Origin of the sequence: Arthrobacter vasquezii (assembly GCF_029455255.1) — a bacterium.
GTDB lineage: Bacteria > Actinomycetota > Actinomycetes > Actinomycetales > Micrococcaceae > Arthrobacter_D > Arthrobacter_D parietis.
Genome location: NZ_JAROKN010000084.1, coordinates 1 through 9086, shown reverse-complemented (window position 1 = coordinate 9086; position 9086 = coordinate 1). Strand labels below are relative to the sequence as shown.

Here is a 9086-nt window from a genome sequence, read left to right as displayed (position 1 = left end):
ACCGCCTGATTCCCGGCGGAAGTCTTTGACGGTGCCGCCGCGCTGCGGTTACGGCGGGTACTGACTTCTGTCACGATGCTGCCTCCATTGTCAGTGCGGTGCCGAACACCCGCAGGCCGAGCGCCGTCGCTCCGGCAAGAACGGCCCCGGCGGGCCCGCGCTGCATACCCATCACCTCGCCATATCGCAGGGACTGTCCGTAGGCCCAACCCTGCAGGGCATTGCTGCGACGAACGATCCGCGTGTTCACTGACGCCATGAGAAAGGGAGCGGTCCACAGGCCGCCCTCCGTGCGGCCGACCCATCCCAGGTCCGCCGGTTGCCGGGTGGAGGGCTCCGCCGTCCGGTCCGGACTGAGGGAATAGGGATCACCCGCGAGGAAACGCAGCACAGGATCCGACCGCATGCCGTCGAGCTGCCCACGCATCGACTCGATGGTGCCGCCGCTGAAGCCACCCTTCGCCCTGGCCACGAGCTGCACTTCGATCAGCCCTCCCGCGCCGTCAGTCTCCACGGCGCGGTGCAGGAGGAGCACTGCGAGGTCCGACGGGACGGAGTCGTAGCCGCACGCATGGACGATCCGTGCGCCGGTAGTCCTTGCCAGAGTGTCGCAGCGGTCGATGGCTTCGCGAATGAAGGACACCTCGCCCGTCAGGTCACCGTAGTGGGTGCCGGCGCGGGCACATGCCTCGACGACGGGCAGCCCATACTTTGCGTAGGGACCGACCGTGGTGAAGAGAACCCTGGTGCCCGCGGCCAGCGCAGCGAGCGAGTCAGGGTTCTCCGAGTCAGCCTCGATGAGAGCCCAATCGTGTGCGGTGACGGGCAGCCTGGACCGTACGGTCTCCAGCTTCCCTCTCGACCTCCCGGCGAGTCCCACGCGCAGGTCCGGCGGAGCGTGGTCCGCAAGATATCCGGCGATCAGTTCACCGACGAAACCAGTCGCACCGAAAAGGACGAGGTCGTGGTCGCGCGTTGGTGCCTCCATGCCAGCAGTCTTCCATGGCAGCGGCTTCGCGACATATGTGGGCGGATTCCTGGAGCTGATGCAACCACTCCGGGCCTTACGAAGGTGCAGGGCCGTCGTCGTTCTGGGGTTTGCTCTTGCCTAGCCGCTCAGCGAGGCCTATCGCGTTGAACGGGGCGTGGACCTTCACATCGTTGTCGAAATACAGGTAGACGTCGCGACCGCGCCCGTCCGGGCAGGCACGTCCGGACAGCCAGCCCTCACTGAGCGCCGCCCACTCGTCCAGCTCTGTATCCGTGTAACCGCTGGTGTAGAGCTCGGTGCTGCCGTGCAGCCGGACATAGACGACGTCGCCGGTCACCTCCCGGAACTGCGGCCACTTCTCTGCCGAGTCCGCCACCACCAGCCCGACGCCGTGACGACGCAGAATCTCATAACTTTGCTCGGCGCCGAAACTCTCATGCCTAGGCTCAAGCAGATGGTGAATGGGCCGGTCCGCGTCAGTTGTGACCCAGTCCCGGTCCTTGAGCCGCTCATCGTGGCCGCGGGCGAGGGAGGCGGCCGCCGTCGTCGTTCTGGGTAGTTGAGAGAAGAAGGTATCCAGGAGTTCCGGATCGAAGCGGCGGGTAGCTGGCAGCTGCCAGAGAACGGGCCCGAGTTTCTCGCCAAGGGCAAGCACTCCGGAGGCGAAGAAGTTGGCCAGCGCGGTCTCGGCATTCCGTAGTCCGAGCATGTGCGTGATGTAGCGCGGGCCCTTGACGGAGAACCGGAAGTCACCCGGCACGGTCTCCCGCCAGCGGAGGAAGCTGTCGCGATGCTGGAGCGAGTAGAAGGTCCCGTTGATCTCGATGGTGTCGAGCTGGGACGCGGCGTACTCAAGTTCGAGGCGCTGCGGAAGGCCGGCCGGGTAGAAGGACTTACGCCAGGGTGCGTACCGCCAACCGGAGATGCCGCAGCGGGCTCGGGCCTGGGAATCCGACATGGGCGAACGCTACCCCGCGCGGCGCTTCCGGCACCAGTGGCGCCGGACAGTTGGCAGAGGCAATTGTCCTTGTTGGGGCAGTTGTGTCGGGCGTAAAATGCAGTCCTCAGTTCACTGTTGGGGGCCGACGTGAAAGGAGTCGGAGACACCCGTTCCCTCACGTCCGCCGCGACCAGCGTGGCACCCCAGAGAAGCTGAACATCATGGATTCCGCCCTACCCCGCGTTTCCCTGCGAACCTCCTATTCACCTCCGCGCATTGCACTCTTTGCAGTCGGCGCCACGGCAGCCTGGATTTTGTCCGTGACGATCGGCGCTTTGCTCGAGGTTGATCCGGGGGTCGCGAAGGTTGCCCTCATTGTGCATACCATCTCCCTGGTCGCGGCATTCGGTGCTGTCCTGCTGGTCGACTGGGTGGGGTTCCTCTGGCTGATCTCGCGGCGGAAACTGGTCGAGACCAGCCGGATAGAGTCTGCGGCCATGCCCATCATCTGGGGTGGGCTCGCAGGCTTGCTGGTCACCGGCGCCCTGATCAACCCGGCCATGGAAAATCCCCTGACCATCATCAAGGTCTCCGCGGTGCTGGTGCTGATGCTCAACGGGATCCTCCTCATACCGTGCATGCGACGGCTGAACTCCATGCCGGCAGGGACCCGGTTTGGCGACGTCCCCGCCGGGATGCGGGTTCACCTGCTGATCTGCCTCGCAATTTCGCAAACCTGCTGGTGGACGGCGATGGTTGTCGGGTTCATCAACAGCTCAGACCTTCTCTAGCGTCTCCTTTTATGTTGTCCGCTAAACTTGGGTGGTAAGAGCCCCGGACTTCTTACAAGTCTTGGGGCATTCTCATGCACGGCGGCACCTTTTCGCGCGGCACGCGGCGCGCACTTGTTGCCGCCAAACAATGGGGGAGGATCCCATGCCAGCAATCGTGATCGTCGGAGCCCAGTGGGGCGATGAAGGCAAAGGCAAGGCCACAGACCTGCTCGGCGGGCGTGTGGACTACGTCGTGAAGCCAAACGGCGGCAACAACGCCGGGCACACCGTCGTCGTCGGCGGAGAGAAGTACGAGCTCAAGCTCCTTCCCGCCGGCATTCTCAGCCCCAACGCCATTCCGATCATCGGCAACGGCTGCGTCATCAACCTCGAGGCTCTGTTCCAGGAGATCGACGGGCTGGAGGCACGCGGCGCTGACACCTCGAAGCTGCGCGTTTCCGCCAACGCACACCTCGTTGCTCCCTACCACCAGGTCCTCGACAAGGTCACGGAACGCTTCCTCGGCAAGCGCGCCATCGGAACCACCGGTCGCGGCATCGGACCGGCCTACATGGACAAGGTCGCGCGCCTTGGCATCCGCGTACAGGACGTCTTCGACGAGTCGATCCTTCGCCAGAAGGTTGAGGGATCGCTCAAGCAGAAAAACGAACTCCTGCTCAAGGTGTACAACCGACGGGACGTCGAGGTCGAGGAAATCGTCCAGTACTTCGTGTCCTTCGCCGACCGGCTGCGCCCGCTGGTCATCGATTCCACGTACGTGCTCAACGAAGCGCTCGACGCCGGCAAGGTGGTCCTCATGGAGGGCGGCCAGGCCACGTTCCTCGACGTGGACCACGGCACCTACCCGTTCGTGACGTCATCCAACCCGACCGCGGGTGGAGCGTCGGTGGGCTCCGGCATCGGGCCCACCCGGATCAGCCGCGCCGTCGGCATCATCAAGGCCTACACCACCCGGGTAGGCGCGGGGCCGTTTCCCACCGAACTGTTCGATGACATGGGCATCTACCTGCAGAAGACCGGCGGTGAGTTCGGCGTGAACACCGGCCGGCCGCGCCGCTGCGGCTGGTATGACGCCGTGCTGGCCCGCCACGCTGCGCGGGTCAACGGCTTCACCGACTACTTCGTGACCAAGCTCGATGTCCTGACCGGGATCGAGAGCATCCCTGTCTGCGTGGCCTATGACGTGGATGGCGTCCGCCACGATGAAATGCCCATGACGCAGACCGAGTTCCACCACGCCAAGCCGATCTTCGAGTACTTTGCCGGCTGGACCGAAGACATTACCGGCGCACGCACCCTTGAGGACCTGCCGGAGAACGCCCAGGCCTACGTGCGGGCGCTCGAGAAGATGTCCGGTGCCCGGTTCTCCGCGATCGGCGTTGGCCCGGACCGCGACCAGACGATCGTGATCAATGATCTGATCGGCGGTTAGCTTTCCTCATAAGAACGGCCAGGTTCCCGTTGCGGGGACCTGGCCGTTCTTATTGTCCGGGTTGGCTCAAAGATTACTGACGACGTCGGCCTCTTCACGCAGCTTCTCTACCAGCGCAAGCGCGACTTCCGACGTTTTCTGCTGCTTGGCCTGCTGCTCAAGCTGCGACTTCACTTCCTCATACGGCGGGATTTCTCCGCCCTGCGCGGCCGCGGCTCCCGAGGCCTTGGCCTCTTCGTACAGAGCCTTCAATTCCTCCTCGGTCGGCGCGGCGTCAGCGCCTTCCTCTGCGAGCAGCGCATCGATTCGGACCTGCTGCTTGATTTGCTCGATGGCTTCCTCCTTGGGAATGCCCTGCTTCTCTTCAAGCGCCGCGAACAGCTCGTCAGCGGACGTGAACTGGTTCGATGCAACCAGCTCATCAGTTGTCGCTGTGATGGCTTCCTCGCTGGCTTCGATCCCACGGGCGTCAGCCTCCTGGATGAGAAGCTTGTTGCCGATGAGGTTGTCGAGTGTCTGCGTCTTCAGCTGTTCCTGGTCGACTTCCTGCCCGGTTACCTGGGACTGCATGGACATTTGCGTGAAGGCGCCCTCATAGGAAGTGGTGAATTCTTCCTTGGTGACCTCGATGCCATTGACGGTTGCGACGACGTCCGGGACCCCTTCAAGATCGGGGGTAGGGGCTTCAGCCGGTGTGCTTGCTGCACTTTCACTCGGTGCAGGCTCTGCCTCGGTGTTACCGGCGCAGCCAGTTGCGAAGGCGAGCGAGCCCGCCAGGACAACGCTCAAGAGCAACTTCTTCTTCACGGACTCTCCTCATGTTGATGACCGACGTAAAACTGTAGCAATCGGGAATGTGTGTCGGCTCGGCGTCGGCTGGACGGACGCTGGACGGTAGGATGCGCAAGATGCCGAACTTCAGCGCCGACCTGCACCTGACCAGCCTCCCGCAGCTGCTGCTTGATGTTGATGCCATTGATGCCAACATTGAGCTCAAGGAGCAGTGGGCGGTGGAACACTCCATGGTGCTGGCTCCGCATATCAAAACAACGATGACCCGCGAAATAGTCCAGCGTCAGCTTCCGGGTTCGTGGGGAGTAACAGTCGCGACGACGGCGCAGGCAGCCCATGCCGTGGGCTGGGGTGCCCGGCGGATCCTGATTGCCAACGAAGTGGTGTTTCCTCCGCTGGTCCGCGAACTGCGCCGGCTGCTGGAGATCAATCCGTCCGTCGAGGTGTACTGCCTGGCTGACTCTTCGGCTGCCGTCTCAGCACTCGCGCGCGGATTCGAGGACACTGACCGGCAGCTGTTCGTGCTGCTTGACGTCGGTATTCCGGGCGGGCGCACCGGCATCCGACATCCTGCGGAGGCTCCCCGTCTCGCCGCAGCGGTGAAGGATGCCCGCGGTCTCCGCCTCGCGGGCATCAGCGCCTACGAGGGGATTGCGCCGAATGTAAGGACCCCCGAGAACCTGGCGGTGATCGACGCGCACTGCCGGACGGCGATGGAAGTCTTCGATGCGCTGCGGAGCCAGTTCGAGGTCGAGCGGCCACTCTTCTCGGTCGGCGGGTCGGCCTTTCAGGACCGTGCTGCACAATTCCTTCCGGAAGGAGTATTGAGCGTGCTCCGTTCCGGCTGCTACGTCATTCACGACCACGGCACCTACGCGGATGTTTCCCCGTTGCCGGACCTGCGGGCCGCAGCGGTGGTGCGCGCCGTCGTGCTTTCCGTGCCGGAAGAGGGGCGGGCAATCGTGGGTGCGGGGAAGCGGGAGCTGGCATACGACGCCGGCCTGCCCACCCTCGTGGCACACCACCGGGACGGTGAGGCGCTGCCTGAGCCAACGGGCGTCGTCGTTCGGTTGTTTGACCACCATGCGGTGGTGGACAGTGCCGGATCCCTTCAGGTGGGCGACACCGTTGATCTCGGCATTTCCCACCCCTGCTCCGTCTTTGACCGGTGGCGAACGGCGCTTGCAGTGCACGGCAACTCAACGGAGCTGTGGCACCCGCAGTTCTGAGGGCTACCAGCCCCAGGTGCCCGGCGCGCCCTTGAAGGGACCCACCACCTTCGAGGTGATCCAGCCGCCGTAGAAGTCGCCGGGCTGAGCCTGGACCACCTCATTGTCAACGAGGCAACGGTCCATCCGGCCCGGATACACGGCAATGGTTCCGGTCAGCTGCTCAAAGCCGGCCGTGGGTTCAAGGTACGTCCAGGCGGACCGTTCCGCGCGTGCTGAGCCGGCAACGACGTCGTAATAGGTAGCCGCTCCCTTGAATTCACACCAGGTGGTTCCATCCACCCGGTGCAGGGTGCCCGGAGCGAAATCCGCCTGCGGCACATAAAAGACGGGCGGATGGCTCGTTTCCAGGACGCGCATGGCGCGCTGAGTCCGCGCGATCTCCTGACCGCCGAATTCGAGAACGACGACGCCCGGATAGTTCTCGACGCGGGGCGGGCGCGGGTAGTCCCACACCGACTCCTGGCCCGGCCCCGGCTTCTCTCTGCTGATACCCATGGGGCCACGCTACTCTTCGGTACCCTTGAAACAGCCCCACTTCCTATCCGAGAGGTCCGCGATGAAGATCAGTGTTGGACAATTCAGGCCGGGCGGGGACGTCTCCGCAAATGTCGCGACCATGCGGGAGCTCGCCGGCCAGGCGGTGGAGGACGGGTCGGAGCTGATCGTCTTCCCCGAGGAATCCATGTTCTCGATCGGGAAAGTTGAGGGTGCGCTCGCTGCTGCTGTGGACGCAGGCTGGTCCGTCTTCGTGCAGCAGCTCTCTTTCCTGGCGGCGGAACTGAAGATCGCCGTCGTCGCCGGCGGGTATGAGTCCAGCGGCGAAGAACGCCCGTACAACACGCTGGTGCTCATCGAGGACACCGGGCGGATTGTGGACACCTACCGCAAACTGCACCTCTATGACGCCTTCAGCTACTCCGAGTCGCAGCGCATCAAACCGGGCGACGGCGGAATCACCGTGGTGCCGGTCGGTAGCCTCAATGTGGGGCTGATGACCTGCTACGACCTCCGTTTCCCGGAGCAGGCGAGGGCGCTCGCAGACCGTGGTGCCGACGTCGTGCTGGTGCCTGCTGCGTGGTTCAAGGGGGACCACAAAATCGAGCACTGGGAGACGCTGCTGCGCGCGCGGGCCATCGAGAATACGGTGTGGATCGCGGCGGCGGGGACGTCGTCCTCACACACGATCGGGCACTCGGCCATCCTCGATCCGATGGGCGTTCCGCAGGTTTTCCTGAACGACGAGGAGCAGGGTGTGGTGACGGCCGAGGTGACCCGGAAGCGCATCGAAGAAGTGCGTGAATTCCTGCCCGTGCTGCGGAACCGCCGGTTCGCGCGGAATGAGGAGATCGTCGAGGGTCACTAACTTGTAGGACAAGTTATGTAGTTGTACTATAAGTTATCCGATCCGCTCTTTAGAAGGCTTCCGCGATGACTTACACGCCCGATGCGATCCGCCACGTTCAACTCTCCACCGTCACGCTGCCGCTGGCCACGCCCATCTCCGACGCCAAGGTTTTCACCGGCAGGCAGAAGCCCATGACCGAAGTGGTCTTCCTCCTCGCGGAGATCCTCACGGAGCAGGGGGTGTCCGGGCTCGGCTTCTCCTACTCGAAGCGGGCAGGCGGCCCGGCGCAGTATGCACACGCGAGGGAAGTCGCCGAGATTCTGATCGGTGAGGATCCCAACGACATCGCCAAGCTGTATAACAAGTTGCTCTGGGCAGGCGCCTCGGTGGGCCGCTCCGGTGTTGCCACCCAGGCGCTCGCTGCACTGGACATCGCGCTGTATGACCTGAAGGCGAAGCGCGCCGGACTCCCGCTGGCCAAGCTGCTCGGCTCCTACCGGGACTCGGTGCGCACCTACAACACCTCCGGAGGCTTCCTCAACGCGTCGATTGACGAGGTGAAGGAGCGTGCCTCGCAGTCACTCGCCGAGGGTATCGGCGGCATCAAAATCAAGGTTGGTCTGCCGGATTCCGCGGAGGATCTGCGCCGCGTCGCGGCGGTTCGCGAGCACATCGGCCCGGACGTGCCGCTCATGGTGGACGCGAATCAGCAGTGGGACCGAGCCACCGCCCTGCGCATGGGGCGCAAGCTTGAGCAGTTTGATCTGGTCTGGATTGAAGAACCCCTGGACGCGTACGACGCCGAGGGGCACGCCGCGCTGGCACTGGCACTTGATACCCCCATCGCCACGGGCGAGATGCTCGCCTCCGTCGCTGAGCATGAGCGGCTGATTGCCACCCGCGCCTGCGACATCATCCAGCCTGACGCCCCGCGCGTCGGCGGCATTACCCAGTTCCTCAGGCTCGCCACCCTGGCGGACCAGGCGGGGCTGGACCTTGCGCCGCATTTCGCCATGGAAATTCACCTGCATCTCGCCGCTGCGTATCCGCGCGAGCCGTGGGTTGAGCACTTCGACTGGCTGGACCCGCTGTTCAATGAACGGCTTGAGACCCGTGAAGGCCGCATGATCGTCCCCGACCGCCCGGGACTGGGCGTGACCTTCAGCGACCAGGCGCGGGTGTGGACCACGGACAGCGTCGAGTTCGGCCGGCGCTGATCAGGCTGGCTGTGGCAGGCAGCGGCCCTGGCCGTGTCAGCCGTAACGTCGTGTCAGCATTAAGCGCATGAAGCAAACGCTGGCAGTCTCGCTCGTCGACAGCCTCCGCCGTCGGATTGTGGATGGCACCATCCCTTCCGGCGAGAAGCTGCCGAGCGAAAGCGCGCTCATCGGCGAGTTCGGCGTCAGCCGCACAGTGGTGCGGGAGGCGGTATCGCGTCTCCAGGCCGAGGGGCTTGTGTACACCCGGCGGGGGAGCGGCAGTTTCGCGCTGACCCCGCCCTCCCCGGACGAAGACTCGACGGGCGGCATGCGGCGGCCCCGGACCCTGGCGGAGCGGCAC

At 64.4% G+C, this 9086-nt stretch carries 10 protein-coding genes; 6 read left to right on the top strand and 4 right to left on the bottom strand.

The window, feature by feature from the left end; translation table 11 throughout:
• Positions 1–70 precede the first annotated feature (70 nt).
• On the bottom strand, positions 71–988 hold the full coding sequence (locus P4U43_RS16885) for a saccharopine dehydrogenase family protein (RefSeq protein WP_277359776.1): 918 nt from the start codon (positions 986–988) through the stop codon (positions 71–73).
• A gap of 76 nt (positions 989–1064) precedes the next feature.
• A complete protein-coding gene (locus P4U43_RS16880; RefSeq protein ID WP_277359775.1) occupies positions 1065–1949 on the bottom strand; it encodes a DUF72 domain-containing protein in 885 nt (294 codons plus the stop codon).
• Between the two features lie 203 nt (positions 1950–2152).
• Here P4U43_RS16880 and P4U43_RS16875 point away from each other — a divergent pair, with 203 nt between their 5' ends.
• Positions 2153–2722, top strand: coding sequence for a hypothetical protein (locus P4U43_RS16875; protein ID WP_277359774.1), 570 nt, complete (start codon positions 2153–2155; stop codon positions 2720–2722).
• Positions 2723–2867: 145 nt separating this feature from the next.
• Positions 2868–4157 carry an adenylosuccinate synthase gene (locus P4U43_RS16870; RefSeq protein ID WP_277359773.1) on the top strand — a complete coding sequence of 430 codons (1290 nt, stop codon included), beginning with the start codon at positions 2868–2870 and terminating at the stop codon, positions 4155–4157.
• 66 nt (positions 4158–4223) lie between these two features.
• On the opposite strand, the gene P4U43_RS16865 is transcribed toward P4U43_RS16870, so the two are convergent.
• Positions 4224–4964, bottom strand: a complete 741-nt coding sequence (locus P4U43_RS16865; RefSeq protein WP_277359772.1) for a SurA N-terminal domain-containing protein — start codon at positions 4962–4964, stop codon at positions 4224–4226.
• Between the two features lie 101 nt (positions 4965–5065).
• On the opposite strand from P4U43_RS16865, the gene P4U43_RS16860 reads away from it, so the two are divergent.
• The gene (locus P4U43_RS16860) at positions 5066–6178 is read left to right on the top strand and encodes an alanine racemase (RefSeq protein ID WP_277359771.1); all 1113 of its coding nucleotides are present in this window, start codon (positions 5066–5068) and stop codon (positions 6176–6178) included.
• 3 nt (positions 6179–6181) lie between these two features.
• On the opposite strand, the gene P4U43_RS16855 is transcribed toward P4U43_RS16860, so the two are convergent.
• Entirely contained in the window at positions 6182–6676 is a 495-nt protein-coding gene (locus P4U43_RS16855) for a DUF427 domain-containing protein (protein ID WP_277359770.1), read from the bottom strand.
• Between the two features lie 61 nt (positions 6677–6737).
• On the opposite strand from P4U43_RS16855, the gene P4U43_RS16850 reads away from it, so the two are divergent.
• The 3 genes from P4U43_RS16850 to P4U43_RS16840 form a co-directional block, all read left to right on the top strand.
• Complete coding sequence (locus P4U43_RS16850; RefSeq protein WP_277359769.1) at positions 6738–7544, top strand: carbon-nitrogen hydrolase family protein; 807 nt, start codon at positions 6738–6740, stop codon at positions 7542–7544.
• Positions 7545–7609: 65 nt separating this feature from the next.
• Positions 7610–8743 carry an L-talarate/galactarate dehydratase gene (locus P4U43_RS16845; protein ID WP_277359768.1) on the top strand — a complete coding sequence of 378 codons (1134 nt, stop codon included), beginning with the start codon at positions 7610–7612 and terminating at the stop codon, positions 8741–8743.
• A gap of 67 nt (positions 8744–8810) precedes the next feature.
• A partial coding sequence (locus P4U43_RS16840) for a FadR/GntR family transcriptional regulator (protein WP_277359767.1) occupies positions 8811–9086 on the top strand: 276 nt, incomplete at its 3' end.

Coding starts and splice junctions, on each gene's coding strand:
- P4U43_RS16885 (WP_277359776.1), bottom strand. CDS start 988: ATGGAGGCACCAACGCGCGACCACGACCTCGTCCTTTTCGGTGCGACT.
- P4U43_RS16880 (WP_277359775.1), bottom strand. CDS start 1,949: ATGTCGGATTCCCAGGCCCGAGCCCGCTGCGGCATCTCCGGTTGGCGG.
- P4U43_RS16875 (WP_277359774.1), top strand. CDS start 2,153: ATGGATTCCGCCCTACCCCGCGTTTCCCTGCGAACCTCCTATTCACCT.
- P4U43_RS16870 (WP_277359773.1), top strand. CDS start 2,868: ATGCCAGCAATCGTGATCGTCGGAGCCCAGTGGGGCGATGAAGGCAAA.
- P4U43_RS16860 (WP_277359771.1), top strand. CDS start 5,066: ATGCCGAACTTCAGCGCCGACCTGCACCTGACCAGCCTCCCGCAGCTG.
- P4U43_RS16855 (WP_277359770.1), bottom strand. CDS start 6,676: ATGGGTATCAGCAGAGAGAAGCCGGGGCCGGGCCAGGAGTCGGTGTGG.
- P4U43_RS16850 (WP_277359769.1), top strand. CDS start 6,738: ATGAAGATCAGTGTTGGACAATTCAGGCCGGGCGGGGACGTCTCCGCA.
- P4U43_RS16845 (WP_277359768.1), top strand. CDS start 7,610: ATGACTTACACGCCCGATGCGATCCGCCACGTTCAACTCTCCACCGTC.